Consider the following 18,665-nt stretch of genomic DNA (forward strand, 5'->3'; position numbering starts at 1 on the left):
TGTGAAAAAAATATTGGATGAAAAAGTGACAATGTACAAACAAACTTCAATCCATATTCAATCCTTGAAACGGAAAGCACTTTATTTTAATAGCATAAAATGAATTGAGATGTATATATAAATTCGCTAATTATTTACGGTTGATACTGGCTCAATCATAGCCCCCTACTCAAACATGATATCTCACTGATAAAATATCAGGTGCTACAATTAAGCTAGCACATTGTGTTTTAATTTTTTAGTCACAATCATACCAATCAATATGATTCACTTAATATAAATGAAATAAGCTTTGCTTTTTCTATCAGCCAATTTTACTTATCGTCGCTATCGCGGTTGGCGACATGGATGTCGCCGTCGGTCAAGGGCGATATGGATATCCCCTTTGACTGACGAAAGATTTTTGTTACTTTTCATCTCTGAAAAGTAAAGTATCGCCTACGCGAATCAATTTAAACTTTAGATGTAAAGCGTGGCATTGCAAACTTTATATCATCAAGCAATATATTGATTTTATCGGTCTAAAAATTATATTTACTGTATGATTTTTTAATAGACTCACTATATTATGCAAGTTTTCTTTAATGGTATCACTCAAAACAAAAACAGAATGTATTTACTTAAAACTTATTCACCAGCAAACAATTCATCAATGCATTGATCCTATAAATCTCCATGAATAGATACAAAAAAGCTCCCGAAGGAGCTTTTTTAATACAACAATTAGAAATCGAATTAAGGTTTAACCACGACCAATACTTGAATGGCTTCTGGTGTTACGGACAAGCCATCCAATAAAGCTAAACCTTCTTTCTGAAATTTCTGTAAACGTTGAATTTCATCAGTACGAATACTTGGATTAAATTGTTTTAAATAGCTCAAGCGATCAATTTCATATTGCCATTTACTACCGTAAATCTCTTTCGCTTGTTCTTTAAGTTGTGGTAATGCACCTTTTGCAATATCAAGCGCTTGAGCATAACGCTGCTCAATCACTTCACGACGAGCTTTAACCACTTGGCGACAGCTATTACTATCTAAATGATGCAAATACGGCTTAATGATTTCTGGATCAAGCTTCGCGGTAATGTCCTGACCTGTTTCAGTCAATAGAACACGAATCAATTGCGTCGGTAAACTTGATGGAAGATTCAAAGCTTTTGGTGCAATCACATCTACTTTAAACCAAACCTCTAACAAGATCGTCCCTTGTTTAAGCGCATTGGTTTTAAGAATTGCAACATTGGTACTGCCAAAAGATTGAGTACGAATGATTTCCATCACACTTTCAGTGAAAGGATGCTCCAGTGTTAAATATTGTGCATCTTCACGAATCTGTGCCTGATCACGATAGAATGTCGCAGTCATGCCTTCTTCATCAATATCCAAACCTTGCACTTGCATCTGGTCTGTCGGTTTGATGATGACAGTACCGTTACTTTGCTCATCGAAATCAATATTGGTCGATGCCATAAAACGCTTCATGAACATCGGCAATAAAGTGTTGTCATCATAGTCTTCTAATGCAGTGACAATCTCCTGCGCCACGATCGGACGGCATGAATTGTACTCTAACAGACGGTCACGACCATCTTGCAACTCTGCTTCAAGCGCTTGACGCTGTACATTGACCGCTTCAAGCAAGTCTTCGAAAGCCTGTCCTTTATCTGCCAATAAACATTCTTTTAAATCAACAATAAAGTTTTCTTGCAGCGTTTGCGCTGTTGGCGAAATATTACTGAAAATGTTGAGTGCTTCATTATACCAACGGAACATACGCTCTTGTGCAGTACCAATCAGATAAGGCACATGAATCTGAATACGATTTTCTTGTCCAATACGATCCAAACGTCCAATACGCTGCTCTAATACATCAGGATTTGCAGGCAAGTCGAAAAGTACCAGATCCGAAGCAAACTGGAAATTACGTCCTTCCGAACCAATTTCAGAACACAGTAAAATCTGTGCACCATAGGAATCTTCAGCAAAGTAAGCCGCAGCTTGGTCACGTTCCAACAAGGTCATACCTTCATGGAACATTGCTGTACGAATCCCTGCATGGATACGTAACGCATTTTCAAGCGCTTCAACGACTGGACCACTACGTGCAATCAACAACACTTTTTTATGCTTTAAATCTGAACGCAAACGCTCCATGAGCCATGTCACACGTGGATCAGTTTCCATCCACGCGCCATCAAGCTGTCCTTCTTCCGGCCACATTTGCTCACGTAATTTACCATCTTTAGACCAGTTCTCTGGTGCAGGCAAAGCTGCTGGCTGGCAATCACGTCCAGGAAAACCTTGAATCGCTTCTCGTGTATTACGGAATAAAATACGACCTGTACCATGACGATCTAAAAGTTCATGAATGGCACGGAAACGGTGTTCAGGTTGATCTTCAATTGGATGACCCAATAGTTTTTCAACTGCTGCCAAATGTTCAGCTTCAAGAGGCAAATCAGACATCAATACTTCAGCGATTTTCGCAGTATGATGATATTGCTCTTCTTCATCCAAGAAGCGATCAAGTGAACTAAAACGTTGTGGATCAAGTAAACGTAAACGCGCAAAATGGCTTTCTACACCTAACTGCTCAGGTGTTGCAGTAAGAAGCAATACACCTTCTGTCTTTTCAGCAAGCTCTTCAACCAAATCGTAACGATCGTTGCCACCCTCTTCCTCACTCCACATCAAGTGATGAGCTTCATCGACAACCAGCAAATCAAAACCTGCTTCAATCGCTTGTTCACGCAAGTCATCATGGTCGATCATCAAGTCTACAGAAGCAATAATACATTGTTCAGTCAAGAATGGATTGAGTTCAGGATCGTGTTCTTTGATCGAAGCTGTACGAGTCAAATCAAACAGTGAGAAATTTAAATTGAAACGGCGACGCATCTCAATCATCCACTGATATTGCAGTGAATCTGGCACCAAAATCAAAATACGTTCAGAACGACCTGTTTTAAGCTGTTGATGAATGATCAATCCCGCTTCAATAGTTTTTCCTAGACCAACTTCATCAGCCAATAACACACGTGGGGCAAAGCGTTTACCCACTTCATGTGCAATATAGAGTTGGTGAGGAATCAATCCAACTCGTGCGCCAACCAAGCCACGTAAAGGAGAGGTTTGCATATTGGCTTGCATCTGCATTGCCTCAATACGCAAGTCATACCATTCCTTATAATCAATTTGGCTTGCGAGTAAGCGCTCTAAAGGTTTTGATAGTTGAATTTGCGCACCAATACGCGTTTCATTCAATGCCTTTTTCTCTTGCTCACCATTGTCCAAGGTACGAATCACGTTATAACGAATCACACCATTGCGGTCATCAAAGGATTCGACAATCCATTTAATCCCTTCTTGATCTTGAACTTCATCATTAACATTGAAAACAATACGAGATAGAGGTGCATTATTACGTGCATAGACACGAGTTTCGTCACTTTTCGGAAAAAGAATACTGATTGAACGTTCATCGACATCAATCAATACACCTAAACCTAACTCAGTTTCTGTGTCCGATAACCAACGTTGACCTATAGCAAATTGTTGCAATTTTTCCACCTTTATCTCATGTTAGGGCTGAAACATGGTTGCTCAAATCAGGAGAATATTTGAACAAAGTTTACACCCATTACGCAATACTTTTTGACATAAAGCTCATTAAATTTTGAGCGACTTAATTTCAACTTAAAAATTTTGACTAAAACGGAACTGGACAATCAAATTGTACAAGCTCCTCTGTTTTAGGATGATGAAAACTGAGTTGTTGTGCATGTAGACATAATCTTGGCGTAAGCTGCTGCTGTTCTACGGTTGCATATAAAGTATCACCAATAATGGGATGACCTAAATATTGCATATGTACACGTAACTGATGTGACCGTCCTGTAATCGGTGTTAATTGCACCCGAGTTACAGCCTGTTCTTGAATATGAAAATGCTCGATTGCTTTCCAGTGTGTTAAAGCTGGCTTGTTATGTGCTGGATCTACAATATGTAAAGGAGGATGTTCGGGATCATACACCACAGGAACATCTACAGTACCCTCACCTGCTAAGGTTCCTGCAACAACGGCTTGATAAATTTTAGCGGTTTGGCGCTCTTGAAACTGCCGCGAAATGGTTTTCTGTCCCCATTTGCTTAACCCAAAAACTAAAATACCAGAAGTATCACGATCTAAACGATGAATGAGTAAAGTCTTGGCTTCGATTTCTAATAATCTATTGATCACACAATCTTGTAAATCTGCTGTTTTTCCAGGAACAGTGAGTATGCCTGCTGGCTTATCAATCACCATAAAATCATCATCAAGATGTATCAGGTGTTCGGTTAGAAAATTACTCAAAGTTCAGTTCCAATGATCACGCAAACAAGCAGGCAATTCTAAGAATCTTGGACTAAAAATACAATCAAAATTATCTGATTTATTCGATTATTCTAAAGAAACAATAATAAATCGTACAATTATGCAAAAATCATCTGAAATTCTTTAAAGCAATCATGCGTCAAGATACTTTTTGCCAATCTATTTGTCTCAAATACAGTAAAATCATTAAAAAAATAATTTTTAGCTTATTTTTTGGTAGCTTAAAATCTTAACACTGATTTTCTTAAATGCTATAAACAGAAGCATCGTTAGAAAAGAGTAAAGCATGAATAAATTCAATAATAAGTTTACATTGTCAATTTGCCTATTTTCTGCATTTGTAATGACAGGTTGTGCGACCTCTACCCTTCTAAAAAAAGATAATGGAGTTCGGACGCACAGTGTCAAACATGTTTTAACTTCGGACAATGTAGTCGCCTTTGGTAAACCCGCTTCTGGTCTTTCAGATCTCCCTGCTGACAGTATCGTCATTGCTGGGCAAAAAAATAATTATGTATTAACTCAAGGTGGTACACGATTTGCCAAAGTCATTACAGGGCTTGACCCAAAACTGATCCAAATTGATAGAGAACTTACCTTTTATTCAGCAAAGAATGATGGTGAGTTTGCAGGAACGCTTCCGTTGCGCTATATCAAACTTTCTGAAGATGTGACCAAGCAAGACCGTGAGTTTTTCATTGAAAATGGTGCGGAAGAATGTACAACCTCAAGTGACCAACGATTAAAAGCACAACGTTTCTGCTTTAATATTGCCTTGTCAGGTCGTATTTATCCACCTGCTTCAAACATTGCATCCCTAAAAGCATTAAGCAAACCCTATCAAGTCAGTATTTATACAACTGAACAGGTAACAGATTACTCAAAAGCAGGAAGTAAAACAGCAGATAAATTGGTGCTTTTCCCATTCGCAGTCGCTTTTGATGTCGTCACTTTACCGTTCCAAGCGATACATAAAATTTTTGATTGAACTTTATCATAAACCATAACTTTGATCGTGTTCTTGTAAGTGATAGGTCTGATAAAAAACTAAATTTTCGTTCTCAGTGAAAATTTAGTTTTTTGTGGCTGGCAAAATTCTATAAAAACCACACTAAAATTTGAGCTTTACACATAGCAATCCAGATGCACTCCCCCCCAATTTAATATATTTTTCAAAACGTGGCTGGCTCAAATAAACCAATTTAACACTTGAGCTTCGAGTCAACTCCAATCTTAGAATCAAATTTAACTCAATCAACAAAGAGGTTGTTTTATGCAGATTCTATATAGCAAAGGGTACATGCGATTAAGCATAAGTTTTATTTTATTGGCGCTGTTAATCACGACTTCCATCATGCCCACTAAACATGTTCGTATAGAAACCAAAATCGTGATCAATAAGCCCATTGAACAGGTGTGGGCACAATTTAAATGTGTTGATGCTTATTCAAAATGGAATACTTTATTCAATATAGAAAAATTCCCAACACAAGTTGGACAACAGATCAAGGTTGATTTATACGATGAGAATGGAAAAGTAAAAATTCAAATGCAACCCGTTGTGCTCAGCTTAGAAAACTATCATCTTGAATGGGAAGGAAAATTGTATGTCAATGGATTGTTTAATGGTCGTCATCAATTCATTTTTCAGTCATTGGATGAGAATACAACTGAACTTATTCAAGCTGAAGATTTCAAAGGGCTGCTTATTCCATTTTTAAATCGAGCGGTCATTCAACCAACATTACTCAATTTCAGAAAAATGAATGTATCATTTAAGACTTATGTTGAAACTTATAACTTAGATTCAAATCCATGTTCAGACACTGTTAACGAGAAAAAATAAAATGAATATTAGTCAATTTTCAAAAAAGCATGGCGTATCTCCGGATACGCTACGCTTTTACGAGGAATTAAAAATACTTGTCCCAGATCGATTGAAAAATGGTTATAGAAACTATCAAGCGCATCATGAACAGCAGATCAAATCTATTATTGCGCTAAAAAGTATTGGTTTTAGCTTAATAGAAATCAAACATATCCTTGAGTTAAGTCAACAGCCAGCATCTGAAAACTGCAATATACTTTCCAACCAACTCATTGATGAAAAACAAGCTTTGATTCACCAACAAATACAATTGCTCGAATATGGAAAAAACACCTTGGATCATCTCAAACAATATATCAAGGAGAATAGCTTTATTGAAAATCAGCACAATATTGAAGAAATGATCGAAAACTTATATCAGTTGAGTAAACAGGCGAAAGCGCAATAATGTCATCATGTAAACACTTAACTTTTGCTAAAAACAAAGCATCAGTTAAAAGATTGACTATATTTACAGTCAAACCGCCTGATTATTCATACACGTGATTCGATTTCAATCATACATATCCGATACGCTTTATACTTTTATACAAATTATTAGAAGCTTTTAGAGATTCATTTATTTTTACTTTTGAATAGTCGATGATCTTTCTATCATGAGATGAAATGGATGTTGTCATGTTAAGCGGGTGTATATGAGCAAAAACCAAGCACCGCTTTGGTTGCAGCGCAAGACTACCGTTAAACAAAAATTGCTTGAGCAAAGTAAAGCATCGCATCGTATCGCCTACGTAAAACGATTTAAACTTTAGAAGCAAACGGTGGCAATGAAAGTTTTTATAGGATTAAACAATAAATTCATCGCATTGATTCTATTGATTAAGAGAAATATATTTTACCCTATGAATTTCTTAACAGATTGAATATATGACTATCCATCTAGATTGAATGATGAAATCTACATAACAACCGCAACTCATCTCAGTTTTATTGAAAATGTGGATTCATGCTATTTGCAACAATTAATTACAACGCTTTGGATACTTTGCTTTGGCAAAAAATTAAATACGTTTCTATCCATTAAAGATAAATATTTGTTTCAATATGGATTAAAGTCAGTAAATAATTTTTGAAGAAGCATAAAATCAGAGACAAAACTGATTGAAATCGGATATATTTTCACCAAACCTGAGCCATTTGGTAAAAGTTTAAACAAATTCACAAAGTACCTGTTGTAAAAAACAACAGATTCTTTATAATTCACTCAAACAGACAAGTCTGTCTATTTAGCTGAAATAAAACCGAATGACATGTGCATTCAGAGGGTAAAAGAAATAAATATAAGAAGACGCTTAAGCATCTCATCATCTTAACGTTGATTGTGAATGCAATAAGCGTTAAGTACATAAGAAACTTATCAGCAAAGCGCGATAGCATAAAGTTATCGCGCTTTTTTATTTTAATATTCGACAGTGAAGCTTGAACATAAATTTATGCATAAGCTTCAATTCGACATAAACTGTCCTGCGAATATTCAATATTAAGAAGCGACTGCCAATTCCATTTGGATCAAAGTTTCTACTCTTTTCCAATAATCATCTAAACTCACTTGCTTGGGATCAATCTGAGCTTGAATCGTCATTCCATCAAGGATACTCGACAAAAAACCTGCCATTTGAACATCTTGTTTTATGCCTAAATGACGTAGAGCATGACTCAAATGCCCTTTTAACCATTCCTTATAATCAATTGCTGGTTGCAATGATGAAGGATATATTTTTGAAATTTCTTCAACCGCTTTTTGGAACATACAACCATTAAAATCTGCTGAATGAAACCAAGCGTTGTACCACACAAAAATAGCTCTAATATGAGATAAATAATCGTCAGGATCACACTCGGCTATTGCAGCACCTAGGGATTGTTGCAAATTATGATTTCTAGTCACTAAACACTCTTCAATCAATTTCGCTTTAGATGGGAAATACTTATAAAACGTCATTTTTGCAACGCCAGACTCACTAATAATCCGGTCTATACCAATAGAATTATAGCTATAAGAATTAAAGAGTTTCAGCGCTGTATTAATGATGTCCTCTTTTTTTGACATTTATTTTTACCCAACGTATAAAAATTTAAGATTAAAATTAAGGCATTAGCTTATAAGAGCAGCACATATATAGGCGTTACTTCACGATATGATAGGAATTATATCTTAAATTTGCAACAACATAGATTTTTTGCACAAAACAATCTTGAACAAAGGACAAGTGTCTGAAATATAAAATATTAAAATTGAGTTAATACTAGCAAATTAATTTATTTTTGACTATGATAAAAACGGTAAAATTAAAATTTCAATGCAGCATATGAACATATTCTCTTTTACGCAATCAGAACATACTCGTCTTGAGTTGCTGCAGTTCATCCAAAATTCTTTAAAACCTGAAATATGGCAACAAAATACTCAAGCTGTAAATCATCTCAAGCGACTGACACAACAACATCCTCTATTTAAACATCCAATATTAGAGCAACTTCATCAATGCCAATTTAGTTTGGATCAATTAAAATTTATCCATATCAATTATTTTACTGCTATCGTTAAAAATTTTACTGATGCTTTGAGCATGGTAATCTACCAAGCGTACAAGTTGGAACAAAACTCAAATATCTTAGAAGAAAATAGAATCGCATCAAAAATTTATGCACGTTACTTGCTGTCGCTCAACTTAATTGATGAATTGGGTTTCAATACCCATCAACTTGAACAAAGTTCAGCTGCTAAATCTCATCTGGTGTATTTCTTAAAATTAATGCAGCAGTTAGACCTAGAACCATTAGATCAAAGTAAAACTCAAATCGAAGCATATGCACTCGCCGAGTATATACAAAAACATTTGTCCTCTTATGCTGACCTTCTGCTGATTTTGGCGTGCACAGAACTACAGGTGATCAAATTTAGTGAAGCATTGCGAAACAATATGGCGATTTATAATAGCATCTATATCGAGGGCTACTATGCATGTCATGGTCTGGCTGACCAGGAGGCTTCAACACTCGCCAATGATGACAATCATCAAGATGATATTTGGACATTGCTTGCACAATGCTACTCATCAGAAAATCAACAACATCTACAGCAAATTCAGTCTGAATATTTAGCTCTGTGGAATAATTTTTGGAGCAAAATGAAAATTTGTACTGCAACAATTTAATGTTTTTCATCAGCCAAATTTTATCTAACATGTTTAATTGGCATCATTTGCTGGCACTGCGATCATATTTTGCGGTATGGCGCCATGAATACCAACGATATTAAGGATGAGCAGGATATTTCTTTAAAACGACAGCAGTAAAATCAAAGTGAGGCTTTATTAGCAAAACTTGCACTATTACGATTGAGTAAAAATTTCTCAGTCGATATTCCTTCAGAATCCCACCTCAACCAAAACAAAAATCATCAATATTTTTCACTTCGATCCACGTTTCTCAATCAAGATGCGCTTTTCATACATATCCGAGTCGAAGTTCTTATATCCCCCATCCCCCTATACTTTAATTTAACGCGACTCTAAAGCTGGTTGTGAGGCAGTATTTTGTTTACGTTCTTGATTCGCTTTTTTAATCACCTGATATCCACCTGTTAACCCTAAAGTTGCCATAATCACTGCGACAATCAAATCAGGGAACATACTTCCCGTACCAAATACACCGATTGCAGCAAAAATTACCGCGACATTCCCAATCGCATCATTGCGGCTACACAACCAAACAGATTGCATGTTTGAGTCCCCATCTCTAAATGCATAAAGCACAACTGCTGAAATCACATTGGCAATAAGTGCAAGGACACCAATAACGCCCATTGTGATTGCTTCGGGCGGAATCCCCTGTATATATGCATAAATAGTTTTTGCAATTACCACAAATCCAAAAATTGCCATGATTGCGCCTTTAAATAATGCAACCGTTGCCCGCCAATACAAACTTGCCCCTAAAACAGCCAAAGAAACTGCATAATTGACAGCATCACCAAAGAAGTCGAGTGAATCAGCCCATAGTGCTGAAGAGTGTGCATAAGCACCACCAATCAGCTCGACAAAAAACATGGCAAGATTGATAAATAAAGCAATCCACAAAGCCGTTCTAAACTTACTATTCGGTTTTTGTGGTGCAGGTTCATGACTACATGTACATGCCATGACAGATCTCCTGAGTGAAATATCAGTTGTTGATTTGTCTTTGCACAAGCAACCTCATGATCTTTTTTTAATGTAATTGCAAGAGCGGTATAGACAATAATCAAATTAAGCTATACTGCTATTTAAAACTATGGAGTAAGTCCAAGGTCAAGCAAAAAATAGAGGAATAATCATGCAGCAGTATTTAATCAGTGATCTTGCAAAAAAAACTCAGCTTTCAACTGATACTGTACGTTTTTATGAAAAAAAACAGCTCATTCAGTCCAGCTATCGCGCAGAAAACAATTATAAATACTATGATGAAGATTGCTTAAAACGACTGATTTTTATCAAACGCTGTCGTTCATTGGACATGACCTTACATGAAATTACCCAACTTTTAGAACAAATTCAGCATCCTGAACAGGATTGTAAAGTGATCGATCAGTTGATCGAAGAACATATTCAACATGTCGAAACGCGTATTCATGAATTGCAAAATTTTAAATCTCAATTACAACAATTACGTCAGTCCTGCTCATTAAATACCACCATTGATCACTGTCAAATCATCAAAAAACTAGAAGCCTCAGAATAATTGATTTACTCCGATTATTCGCTCAGTCCCATGTTTCATTGAGTTCTGGTTTATTGAATTTTTTGAAATACTGTTTTATGTAATTTCAACGATACCCCGACCAATAAAATCAGAACTGGAACTTCTACCAATGGACCAATGATCGTTGTAAAGGCAACAGGCGATGCCAAACCAAAGGTGGCAATCGCAACCGCTAGCGCTAATTCAAAATTATTGCCTGCAGCCGTAAATGAAATAGCCGTTGTTTTGGCATAATCATTTCCTATCCATTTACTCATAAAAAAGCTTAGGAAAAACATCAGTACAAAATACAGAACCAATGGAATCGCAATCCGCAATACATCTAAAGGAAGACTAATCACATCAGCGCCTTTTAAGCTGAACATTGCCACAATGGTAAACAATAATGCCAGTAAACTGATTGGGCTGATTTTAGGGATGAAAATATTTGTATACCAATCCAACCCCTTCATTTTGACCAGTATCGCACGGCTCAAAAAACCCAAAAGAAATGGAATGCCCAAATAGACTAAAACAGCATGAGTAATGGTCCAAAAACCGACGTCAATGAATTTAGCTTCTACACCAAAATACGGAGGTAAAATACCTAGAAACAACCAAGCATAGCTACTAAAAAAAAGAATTTGAAAAATGCTATTGAAAGCAACCAAAGCCGCAACGTACTGATTATCACCGCCAGCCAAATTATTCCATACCAACACCATGGCAATACAGCGCGCCAGTCCAATCAGGATCAAACCCGTCATATATTCAGGATACTGATGTAAAAAAATAATGGCTAAAACAAACATCAAACACGGTGCAATCAACCAATTTTGCAATAAAGATAAAAGCAGTGTTCGCTTGTCCTTAAATACCTGTGGTAGCGTTTTATAATCCACTTTGGCAAGTGGTGGGTACATCATTAAAATGAGACCCATCGCAATCGGAATATTGACTGAATCTAAACTTAAATGATTTAAATTTGTCGATACCTGCGGGAAAAATATGCCAATAGCAATTCCGAATGCCATAGCCATAAAAATCCATAATGTCAGATGTCGATCAAGAAAAGACATTTTCGAAGTCTGCTGGGTAAAACGCATCATGATTTACTCACAACAATGACTAATATTCATCAGACCTGAATGTTTTTCTATCAGGTTGTGATTTGCCAAGGTGATAATATTTAATATTTCATTCGCCCAATCAGGAAGTTCAGGATTCAATCGGTAATACACCCATTGCCCTTTTCGTTGATCCAATACAATTGATAGATTTCTCAACAAAGCCAAGTGTCTTGAAATCTTAGGTTGACTTAAATTCAAGACCTCTGTGATTTCACATACACAAACACTGTCTTTTGCCACCAACATTTTTAAAATATCTAGACGTGTCGGGTCAGATAAGCATTTAAAGAAATCTGTTTGATGCATAACGATTGCTCAATTTATTCATTCACCATATTCAGTATTGCGAATATACGCATATCCATATATAAATACAAGATCACAAATCACTATGGCGCCTTAAAATCTATGTCATCTCAAATTAAAATTTATCACAATCCTGACTGTGGGACTTCCCGCAATACTCTTGCACTGATTCGAAATGCGGGAATAGAGCCAGAAATCATTGAGTATTTAAATCATCCACCCAGCAAACAACAGTTGATTCAGCTCATCCAACAATCGGGTTTATCTATCAAAGATGTACTACGTAAAAATGTTGAAGTTTACACAGTTTTAAATTTAGAACGGCAACAATACAATGATGATCAGCTCATAGAGCTCATGCTGCAACACCCTATTCTGATTAATCGTCCTTTCGTCGTCACTGAATTAGGTGTTCGTTTATGCCGTCCTTCTGAAATGGTTTTAGATATATTATCTGCTCCACAATTACATCCATTTTCTAAAGAAGATGGTGAAATTATTATCAATCAAGCATTAAAAAGAGTGAAATAATTCTTATCGACGTGCATAAAAGAAATATAAATTAAACATAAATCATTGAATTAATTTATTTTTAACTGTAAATCAACCTAATAATCCTGAGTGTTTTACTAGGTTGAATCTTATTTTTAAACCCTTACAATAAAACCATATTTTTAGTATGCCTTTAGATTTTTATGCGCATCTCTCACATTACAGAACTTCTCTCTCCAGCAGGTTCACTGAAAAATATGCGTTATGCATTTGCCTACGGTGCAGATGCTGTATATGCAGGTCAACCTCGCTATAGTTTAAGAGTTCGTAATAATGAATTTGATCATGCCAATTTAAAAATTGGAATTTCCGAAGCACATGCGTTGGGTAAAAAATTTTATGTTGTGGTCAATATCCAACCGCATAATGCTAAATTAAAAAACTTCATTCGCGACCTTACACCTGTCATTGAAATGCAACCTGACGCGCTCATCATGTCGGATCCAGGCTTGATTATGATGGTTCGAGAGAACTTTCCACAGATGCCGATTCATCTATCTGTACAAGCAAATGCAGTCAATTGGGCAACAGTGAAGTTTTGGAAAAATATGGGACTCACTCGTGTGATTTTGTCACGTGAGTTATCTATCGAAGAAATTGAGGAAATTAAGCAGAATGTACCCGATATGGAAATTGAAGTTTTCGTACATGGTGCACTCTGTATGGCTTATTCCGGTCGTTGCTTACTTTCAGGCTATATGAATAAACGTGATGCAAATCAAGGCGCTTGCACCAATGCATGTCGCTGGGAGTACAATATTCACGAAGCAGCAGAAGATGCATCTGGGGATGTCATTCCAGTCCAATCACTGGAGACAGCATCAGTATGTTGCAACAATAAAGATGCCGACGAGCAACACGCCATACAACAACATCAATTTGGCGAGCCGGTTTTATTACAACGTCATGAAGAAGATATGTTTGCTGCTGAAGAAGATCAGCATGGCACCTACTTCATGAATTCTAAAGACTTACGTGCCGTTCAACATGTAGATCGCTTAACCAAGATGGGCATCCATTCTTTAAAAATTGAAGGACGCACCAAATCTTACTTTTATTGCGCAAGAACGGCGCAAATCTATCGTAAAGCGATTGATGATGCACAACTGGGTAAACCGTTTGACTGGGCGTTGATGACACAACTCGAAGGTTTAGCAAATCGTGGTTATACCGAAGGTTTTTTACGCCGACATGTGCATGCTGAATATCAAAATTATGAAACGGGCTCATCTCGTTTTAACCATCAACAATTTGTGGGCGAAGTGCTAGAAAGAAATGAGGATTACATCAAAATTGATGTAAAAAATCGCTTTGTAGTCGGAGACTCGCTGGAGCTGATGACAACATCGGGCAATATCACCTTTACCCTTAATCAGATATTGGACAAAAAGAGACAGCCTATTGTGGATGCAAAAGGATCTGGGCATATTGTCGAAATCCCAATCCCTGCGGATGTTGATATGCAATATGCTTTATTAATTAGAAACTTACCTAATTCAACTGCTGATATTTCAGCATCATCATTGGCTTACCAAGCAGTATAGGATATCAAAATGGCTTTAATGATTACTGATAAATGCATCAATTGTGATATGTGTGTTGCAGAGTGTCCCAATCAAGCAATTTTTGAAGGTCAGGATATTTATGAAATCGATAGCGAACGTTGTACAGAATGCGTTGGATTTTATGATCGCCAAACTTGTGTAGATGTTTGTCCTATTGAATGCATCGTTCAAAATCCTGAGCACATTGAAAGCCAAGCGCAATTGTTAAATCGTTTTCATTATCTAAGTTTCTTTGGATAGAAAGTTTTTTTAACAAGTGCTGATCTTGGAACGTATTTTGCTTTATTAATATATCAGCAAATAACAAAAACAATAAACAACATGGAATTGGGCAGTGGCAGCGCAGCTCATTAACAGGGTAAAACAATAAAATTAAGGAGAAGCCAAAGTGTATTTGGGGAACACTTTGGCTTTTTCTTATTGAATTAGTCCAAATAATCCTGTGAAAATTTCTCTCTGCACCATCTTTTGACCTCTTCAACAACAAAATCTGCGTTAGGCAATGTCAATAAATAATAGTTCCATGCTGTTTCAATATGTTCAGAAACAATTTTCATACGTCCGTGCTTTAAGTCATTGGCAATTGCGGTACGACTTAATAATGCCACACCCTGCCCTGACAATACCGCCTGAATTGCATGGCTTTCCTGCGTATAAAACACTTGTGGTTGTCCTGCATGTATATGCAAACCTTGTTTTTCAAACCATTTTTGCCAATTAACACGATTGGGGCAATATTCATCTCCCCAAGTGAAGTGAATCAATGGTACGCTTGACCAATCCATTGATTCTATATCTAAAGAAGCATACCCAACAGCAACATATTCATCCGTTGCAAGAAATTCAGCATTAACATGTTGATAGCCTCCAGAACCATAACGAATCGCTAAATCATATAAACCAGAAGCCATATTGACCAAATCATAACTTGCATGCACCCGAAACATAATATTGGGGAAACGCTGTTGCAATTCGGGCAAATGCGGAATGATCCACTCACTTGCAAAAGATGGTGTCGTTGTGATGGTGAAAAGTCGTTGTTTATGCTGTTCAAGTTGATGTAAAGCAAATTGAATCTGTTCAAATCCAGACCGCACATGCTTCAACAAATAAGCCCCTTCAGGTGTCAGCGTAATTGATCTTGTACGTCGTTCAAACAATTGTAAATTCAATTGCTGTTCTAGCTTTTTGATGCGATGGCTTAAAGCCGTTGGCGTTAAAAAGAGCTGATCTGCTGCTTTCTTAAAGCTCAGTTCTTCTGCGACATATTGAAAAGCCAACAATTGTTCGAGTGTATTGTGTAAAGCCATGAAATCACATGCATGGATGAATTAAATTCATTTATAACATGTATTTTTATCGTTTGTCGTTTTTTTCAAATTAAATAAAAATCATAATGAATACATCAACAACAGCGTATTAATATGACGAATATACTTAAAATAGACACCAGTTTAAGAAGTGGTATTTCTGGAACACACCCACATGGTTCTTTAAGCAGACGTTTGACGGAATTATTTATTCAACAATGGCGTGAAAATGATTCATCTATTGATGTTAAGTATCGTGATTTAGGACAAAATCCCATACCTTATATTGATGAAGAATGGATCATTTCAGAATTCGGCTATGCAGAATCCGAAGAAAAAGCACAACAACGCTTAAAACTCAGTGATGAACTGATTGAAGAAATACAATGGGCGGATGTAATTGTACTGGGCGTACCCATGTATAACTTTGGACCTCCTGCTCATCTAAAAGCCTATATTGATCATCTTGTGCGTATGAATAAAACCTATTCTTTTGATATCACCCAAGCACAGCCATATTCAGGTCTGATTGATGATCAAAAAAATCTAGTACTTCTTTCTGCTCGTGGTGGACATGATTTTGATTCAGCTGATGCGCCTTTTGCCAACCATGTAGAGCCTGCTATAAAAACTGCATTTAATTTTATCGGGATCAAAAAAATTCATGAAATCGCCATTGAACATCAGGAAACTGGTGGCACGTTGCTAGAAAACTCTATCCTTGCTGCTGAAGAAAAAACCCGAACACTCGTTAGAAATCTACAGACAAAAACAACCCCATAAATTCATTCAACATTTATGACAAAAAAAGGAATTGAGCTGTTAGCAACTCAATTCCTATCAAGGGTAAAGCCATCAGTTTAACAGTGCTAAAGTCAGTATCATCGAGACTATGCTGACTTTACACTTCAACAGTGTTCAAGTCATTATTGACCTGAACGAATAATATAATCAAATGCAGATAAAGAAGCTTTTGCACCTTCACCAGCGGCAATGATGATTTGTTTATAAGGTACGGTTGTACAGTCACCTGCAGCAAAGACACCTTTCACATTGGTTTCATTGCGATCATTCACCACAATTTCATTTCGATTAGAAAGTTCTACAGCAGTTTCTTTTAGGAAATCTGTATTTGGTAATAAGCCAATTTGTACAAAGATTCCTGCAAGTTCAAGGGTATGAAGTTCATCAGTGGCACGATCTTTATATTTCAAGCCTGTCACGACAGAACCATCACCAATCACCTCCGTAGAAAGTGCATTCATGATCACTGTAGTATTTGGCAAGCTATTGAGCTTATCTTGAAGTACTTGGTCAGCACGTAGTTTAGTATCAAACTCGATCAAGGTAACATGCTCAACAATACCAGCAAGGTCAATCGCTGCTTCCACACCAGAGTTACCACCACCAATCACAGCAACTTTTTTGCCTTTAAATAACGGGCCATCACAATGTGGGCAGTATGCAACACCGCGTGTTTTATACTCTTTCTCGCCAGGTACATTCATTTCTCTCCAACGTGCACCTGTTGACAAGATGACTGTTTTTGATTCAAGTTTTGCACCATTTTCCAGTTCAACTTCAACCAAACCATTGGTTGTTTGATCCGCACCTACAATGTTTTTTACTTTTTGTAAGTTCATAATGTCCACACCGTACTCACGTACATGTGCTTCCATATCAGAACCAAACTTTGGACCTTGAGTTTTCTGTACAGAGATAAAGTTCTCAATATCCATGGTATCCATCACTTGACCGCCAAAACGCTCAGAGACAATACCTGTACGAATCCCTTTACGTGCAGCATATACCGCAGATGTTGCACCAGCAGGTCCACCACCAATCACCAATACATCAAACGCGTCTTTAGCATTCAGCTTTTCAGCATCTTTAGCCGCAGCACCGCTGTCTAATTTCGCAACGATTTCTTCCAAAGTCATACGACCTTGACCAATATGTTCGCCATTTTGGAAAACCATCGGGACAGCTAAAATTTTGCGTTCTTCAACTTCATCTTGGAAGAATGCACCATCAATCATGGTTGCAGTCGTACCAGGGTTATTAATCGCGATTAAGTTCAATGCTTGAACAACATCTGGACAGTTATGGCAACTTAAAGAAACAAACACTTCAAAGTTTGCTGTAAGGTTCAAGCCTTTCACTTGCGCCAAAACTTCATCAGAAACTTTTGGTGCATAACCAGAAACTTGTAACAAAGCCAAGATCAGTGAAGTGAACTCATGTCCCATTGGCAAACCAGCGAAGAATACACGTGGTTGCTCACCTACTTTTGCGATACCAAAGCTAGGTTTACGCTCATTTTGACCATCAAAACGTGCTGTGACTTGATCTGAAAGTGCCGCAATTTCTGTTACCAACTCTTTAATTTTATCTGATTTCTCAGAACCATTTAAAGAAGCAACAATTTCAATTGGGCTTTCAAGACGCTCTAACAAAGTTTTTAATTGAGCAGAAGTATTTGTATCTAACATGCTAACAATCTCCAAGGGAGTAAATTTCTTTCGTTGAATGTATATTACGTCTATTTAAAAAATAGATAAAACAGTTTGTTTTCATTAAATCAATCGGTTTTTTAGTTTAACCTTTCTCTGTTTAATATGCATCATTGCTTCCCCCCCTTATCATACTTAAATTTTTAAATTCCTTTTCTATATCGGGGCATTGTCGATAAAATCAATCGAAATCATTGCAACCTTGAAACTTAAAATTAAATTAATTTTCAATAAAAATAATATTTCTTCGACCATCTTTCTACAAAAAAACGTGCGCGACGATTGCACAAAGTTTTAAGCT

The 18,665-nt window shown here is 36.7% G+C and carries 17 protein-coding genes; 9 read left to right on the top strand and 8 right to left on the bottom strand.

What is annotated here, in order from left to right:
* Positions 1–735: 735 nt before the first annotated feature.
* A complete protein-coding gene (gene rapA, locus F938_RS04930; protein ID WP_005029931.1) occupies positions 736–3,573 on the bottom strand; it encodes an RNA polymerase-associated protein RapA in 2,838 nt (945 codons plus the stop codon).
* A 139-nt stretch (positions 3,574–3,712) separates the two neighbouring features.
* Positions 3,713–4,357 (bottom strand): RluA family pseudouridine synthase, encoded by a 645-nt coding sequence (locus tag F938_RS04935; protein ID WP_010590944.1) that lies wholly within the window; start codon positions 4,355–4,357, stop codon positions 3,713–3,715.
* A 307-nt stretch (positions 4,358–4,664) separates the two neighbouring features.
* Between F938_RS04935 and F938_RS04940 the strand changes: the two genes are divergently transcribed.
* The 3 genes from F938_RS04940 (at position 4,665) to F938_RS04950 (ending at position 6,654) form a co-directional block, all read left to right on the top strand.
* Positions 4,665–5,366 (top strand): YidX family protein, encoded by a 702-nt coding sequence (locus F938_RS04940; protein ID WP_005029934.1) that lies wholly within the window; start codon positions 4,665–4,667, stop codon positions 5,364–5,366.
* Positions 5,367–5,651: 285 nt separating this feature from the next.
* Entirely contained in the window at positions 5,652–6,224 is a 573-nt protein-coding gene (locus F938_RS04945; RefSeq protein ID WP_005029935.1) for an SRPBCC domain-containing protein, read from the top strand.
* A gap of 1 nt (position 6,225) precedes the next feature.
* On the top strand, positions 6,226–6,654 hold the full coding sequence (locus tag F938_RS04950) for a MerR family transcriptional regulator (RefSeq protein WP_004831433.1): 429 nt from the start codon (positions 6,226–6,228) through the stop codon (positions 6,652–6,654).
* A 1,092-nt stretch (positions 6,655–7,746) separates the two neighbouring features.
* Here F938_RS04950 and F938_RS04955 read toward each other — a convergent pair.
* On the bottom strand, positions 7,747–8,316 hold the full coding sequence (locus tag F938_RS04955; RefSeq protein ID WP_005029937.1) for a TetR/AcrR family transcriptional regulator: 570 nt from the start codon (positions 8,314–8,316) through the stop codon (positions 7,747–7,749).
* 259 nt (positions 8,317–8,575) lie between these two features.
* Between F938_RS04955 and F938_RS04960 the strand changes: the two genes are divergently transcribed.
* The gene (locus tag F938_RS04960; RefSeq protein ID WP_005029939.1) at positions 8,576–9,424 is read left to right on the top strand and encodes a hypothetical protein; all 849 of its coding nucleotides are present in this window, start codon (positions 8,576–8,578) and stop codon (positions 9,422–9,424) included.
* 345 nt (positions 9,425–9,769) lie between these two features.
* Here F938_RS04960 and F938_RS04965 read toward each other — a convergent pair whose 3' ends face one another.
* The gene (locus tag F938_RS04965) at positions 9,770–10,411 is read right to left on the bottom strand and encodes a cation efflux transmembrane domain-containing protein (RefSeq protein WP_005029941.1); all 642 of its coding nucleotides are present in this window, start codon (positions 10,409–10,411) and stop codon (positions 9,770–9,772) included.
* A gap of 172 nt (positions 10,412–10,583) precedes the next feature.
* On the opposite strand from F938_RS04965, the gene F938_RS04970 reads away from it, so the two are divergent.
* The gene (locus tag F938_RS04970) at positions 10,584–10,988 is read left to right on the top strand and encodes a Cd(II)/Pb(II)-responsive transcriptional regulator (RefSeq protein ID WP_004831437.1); all 405 of its coding nucleotides are present in this window, start codon (positions 10,584–10,586) and stop codon (positions 10,986–10,988) included.
* A gap of 50 nt (positions 10,989–11,038) precedes the next feature.
* On the opposite strand, the gene arsB is transcribed toward F938_RS04970, so the two are convergent.
* Both arsB and F938_RS04980 read right to left on the bottom strand, forming a co-directional pair.
* Positions 11,039–12,067: an ACR3 family arsenite efflux transporter gene (arsB, locus tag F938_RS04975; protein WP_316249727.1), complete on the bottom strand. Its 1,029-nt coding sequence runs from the start codon at positions 12,065–12,067 to the stop codon at positions 11,039–11,041.
* Positions 12,068–12,100: 33 nt separating this feature from the next.
* The gene (locus tag F938_RS04980) at positions 12,101–12,424 is read right to left on the bottom strand and encodes an ArsR/SmtB family transcription factor (RefSeq protein WP_004831439.1); all 324 of its coding nucleotides are present in this window, start codon (positions 12,422–12,424) and stop codon (positions 12,101–12,103) included.
* 102 nt (positions 12,425–12,526) lie between these two features.
* On the opposite strand from F938_RS04980, the gene arsC reads away from it, so the two are divergent.
* The 3 genes from arsC to F938_RS04995 all read left to right on the top strand — a co-directional run bounded on the left by arsC (position 12,527) and on the right by F938_RS04995 (position 14,781).
* The gene (gene arsC, locus F938_RS04985; RefSeq protein WP_005029946.1) at positions 12,527–12,955 is read left to right on the top strand and encodes an arsenate reductase (glutaredoxin); all 429 of its coding nucleotides are present in this window, start codon (positions 12,527–12,529) and stop codon (positions 12,953–12,955) included.
* 164 nt (positions 12,956–13,119) lie between these two features.
* A complete protein-coding gene (gene trhP / locus F938_RS04990) occupies positions 13,120–14,520 on the top strand; it encodes a prephenate-dependent tRNA uridine(34) hydroxylase TrhP (protein WP_005029949.1) in 1,401 nt (466 codons plus the stop codon).
* Positions 14,521–14,529: 9 nt separating this feature from the next.
* Positions 14,530–14,781, top strand: a complete 252-nt coding sequence (locus F938_RS04995) for a YfhL family 4Fe-4S dicluster ferredoxin (protein WP_004831442.1) — start codon at positions 14,530–14,532, stop codon at positions 14,779–14,781.
* A 185-nt stretch (positions 14,782–14,966) separates the two neighbouring features.
* On the opposite strand, the gene F938_RS05000 is transcribed toward F938_RS04995, so the two are convergent.
* Entirely contained in the window at positions 14,967–15,851 is an 885-nt protein-coding gene (locus F938_RS05000; RefSeq protein WP_005029950.1) for a LysR substrate-binding domain-containing protein, read from the bottom strand.
* A 114-nt stretch (positions 15,852–15,965) separates the two neighbouring features.
* On the opposite strand from F938_RS05000, the gene F938_RS05005 reads away from it, so the two are divergent.
* On the top strand, positions 15,966–16,634 hold the full coding sequence (locus F938_RS05005) for an FMN-dependent NADH-azoreductase (RefSeq protein WP_005029952.1): 669 nt from the start codon (positions 15,966–15,968) through the stop codon (positions 16,632–16,634).
* A 143-nt stretch (positions 16,635–16,777) separates the two neighbouring features.
* Here the strand turns inward: F938_RS05005 and ahpF are convergent, their stop codons facing one another.
* Entirely contained in the window at positions 16,778–18,343 is a 1,566-nt protein-coding gene (ahpF, locus tag F938_RS05010) for an alkyl hydroperoxide reductase subunit F (protein WP_005029953.1), read from the bottom strand.
* Positions 18,344–18,665: the final 322 nt, after the last annotated feature.

Source organism: Acinetobacter bereziniae LMG 1003 = CIP 70.12, assembly GCF_000368925.1.
Classification (GTDB): domain Bacteria; phylum Pseudomonadota; class Gammaproteobacteria; order Pseudomonadales; family Moraxellaceae; genus Acinetobacter; species Acinetobacter bereziniae.

Bases quoted from the DNA above. Each gene is read 5' to 3' on its own strand.
- F938_RS04940 (WP_005029934.1), top strand. From the start codon at position 4,665: ATGAATAAATTCAATAATAAGTTTACATTGTCAATTTGCCTATTTTCT.
- F938_RS04945 (WP_005029935.1), top strand. From the start codon at position 5,652: ATGCAGATTCTATATAGCAAAGGGTACATGCGATTAAGCATAAGTTTT.
- F938_RS04950 (WP_004831433.1), top strand. From the start codon at position 6,226: ATGAATATTAGTCAATTTTCAAAAAAGCATGGCGTATCTCCGGATACG.
- F938_RS04955 (WP_005029937.1), bottom strand. From the start codon at position 8,316: ATGTCAAAAAAAGAGGACATCATTAATACAGCGCTGAAACTCTTTAAT.
- F938_RS04960 (WP_005029939.1), top strand. From the start codon at position 8,576: ATGAACATATTCTCTTTTACGCAATCAGAACATACTCGTCTTGAGTTG.
- F938_RS04965 (WP_005029941.1), bottom strand. From the start codon at position 10,411: ATGGCATGTACATGTAGTCATGAACCTGCACCACAAAAACCGAATAGT.
- F938_RS04970 (WP_004831437.1), top strand. From the start codon at position 10,584: ATGCAGCAGTATTTAATCAGTGATCTTGCAAAAAAAACTCAGCTTTCA.
- arsB (WP_316249727.1), bottom strand. From the start codon at position 12,067: ATGTCTTTTCTTGATCGACATCTGACATTATGGATTTTTATGGCTATG.
- F938_RS04980 (WP_004831439.1), bottom strand. From the start codon at position 12,424: ATGCATCAAACAGATTTCTTTAAATGCTTATCTGACCCGACACGTCTA.
- arsC (WP_005029946.1), top strand. From the start codon at position 12,527: ATGTCATCTCAAATTAAAATTTATCACAATCCTGACTGTGGGACTTCC.
- trhP (WP_005029949.1), top strand. From the start codon at position 13,120: ATGCGCATCTCTCACATTACAGAACTTCTCTCTCCAGCAGGTTCACTG.
- F938_RS04995 (WP_004831442.1), top strand. From the start codon at position 14,530: ATGGCTTTAATGATTACTGATAAATGCATCAATTGTGATATGTGTGTT.
- F938_RS05000 (WP_005029950.1), bottom strand. From the start codon at position 15,851: ATGGCTTTACACAATACACTCGAACAATTGTTGGCTTTTCAATATGTC.
- F938_RS05005 (WP_005029952.1), top strand. From the start codon at position 15,966: ATGACGAATATACTTAAAATAGACACCAGTTTAAGAAGTGGTATTTCT.
- ahpF (WP_005029953.1), bottom strand. From the start codon at position 18,343: ATGTTAGATACAAATACTTCTGCTCAATTAAAAACTTTGTTAGAGCGT.